Origin of the sequence: Microbacterium sp. (genome assembly GCF_047971895.1) — a bacterium.
Classification (GTDB): Bacteria; Actinomycetota; Actinomycetes; order Actinomycetales; family Microbacteriaceae; genus Microbacterium.
The window spans coordinates 1-1774 of sequence record NZ_JBKEAF010000104.1; the positions used below are offsets into that span (position 1 = coordinate 1).

A 1774-nucleotide genomic window follows, 5' to 3' on the forward strand; every position below is an offset into this window, starting at 1 on the left:
CGCGGCTCTTCTCGTTGAAGATCGCGCGCAGCAGGCGTTCCTCGGCGGAAAGCTCGGTCTCACCCTTGGGCGTGACCTTGCCGACGAGGATGTCGCCGGGGCGCACCTCGGCGCCGATGCGGATGATGCCGCGCTCGTCGAGGTCCTTCAGCAGGTCGGGGCTGACGTTCGGAAGATCGCGGGTGATCTCTTCCTTACCGAGCTTGGTGTCCCGGGCGTCGATCTCGTATTCCTCGATGTGGATCGAGGAGAGGGTGTCGTCCTTCACCAGGTCCTGGCTGAGGATGATGGCGTCCTCGAAGTTGTGACCCTCCCAGGTCATGAACGCCACGAGCAGGTTCTTACCGAGCGCCAGCTCACCGTTCTCGGTGGCGGGGCCATCGGCGATGACCTCGCCCACCTCGACGCGTTCGCCGGCGGAGACCACGACCCGCTGGTTGTAGCTGGTGCCCTGGTTGGAGCGATCGAACTTGCGCAGATAGTAGTCCTGCACGCCACCGTCATCCAGCTGGACCGACACGACATCGGCGGAGACCTCGATGACGACACCGGCGTTCTCGGCGGTGATGACATCGCCGGCGTCGATCGCGGCGTAGCCCTCCATGCCGGTGCCGACGTACGGCGAGTCCGAACGCAGCAGCGGCACCGCCTGACGCTGCATGTTCGCACCCATGAGGGCGCGGTTGGCGTCATCGTGCTCGAGGAACGGGATGAGCGAGGTGGCGACCGACACCATCTGGCGCGGCGAGACATCCATGTACCCGATCTCGTCGACGGGAAACAGGTCGACCTCGCCGCCCTGGCCGCGACGGGCCAGCACGCGGTCGGCGACGAAGGCGCCCTTCGCGTCGAGCTCGGCACCGGCCTGCGCGACGATGTAGTCGTTCTCCTCGGCGGCGGTCAGGTAGTCGATCTCGTCGCTGACCTTGCCGCCGGTGACCCGGCGGTACGGGGTCTCGATGAAGCCGAACGAGTTGATGCGCGCGAACGATGCGAGCGAGCCGATCAGGCCGATGTTCGGGCCTTCCGGCGTCTCGATCGGGCACATGCGGCCGTAATGCGACGGGTGCACGTCGCGCACCTCGACGCCGGCGCGCTCACGAGAGAGACCGCCGGGGCCCAGCGCCGACAGGCGGCGCTTGTGGGTCAGGCCCGCGAGCGGGTTGTTCTGATCCATGAACTGCGACAGCTGGGACGTGCCGAAGAACTCCTTGATCGCGGCCACGACCGGACGCACGTTGATCAGGGTCTGCGGCGTGATCGCCTCGATGTCCTGCGTCGTCATGCGCTCGCGCACGACGCGCTCCATGCGCGACAGCCCGGTGCGCACCTGGTTCTGGATCAGCTCGCCGACCGCGCGGATGCGACGGTTGCCGAAGTTGTCGATGTCGTCCGTGTCGAGGCGGATCTCGACGTCCTTGCCGCCGCGGCGGCCCTCGAACGTGACGTCCCCGCGGTGCAGGCGCACCAGGTACTTGATCGTCGCGACGATGTCGTCGACGGTGAGCACCGAGTCGGTCAGCGACGCCTCCAGGCCCAGCTTCTGGTTGATCTTGTAGCGACCCACCTTGGCCAGGTCGTAGCGCTTCGGGTTGAAGTAGAAGTTGTCGAGCAGCGCGCGGGCGGCCTCGGCGGCGACCTGCTCGCCCGGGCGCAGCTTGCGGTAGATGTCGCGCAGCGCGTCTTCCTTGGTGAGGATGGTGTCCTTGGCCAGGGTCTCCTCGATCGACGGGAACCCGGCGAACTCGGCGAGGATCTCCTCGCTCGTCATCCC

1 protein-coding gene is annotated in these 1774 nt (G+C 67.0%); it reads right to left on the reverse strand.

All coding sequences use genetic code 11. The features are described from left to right. A partial coding sequence (rpoB, locus tag ACK5IN_RS08370; protein ID WP_416895733.1) for a DNA-directed RNA polymerase subunit beta occupies nt 1–1774 on the reverse strand: 1774 nt, incomplete at both ends.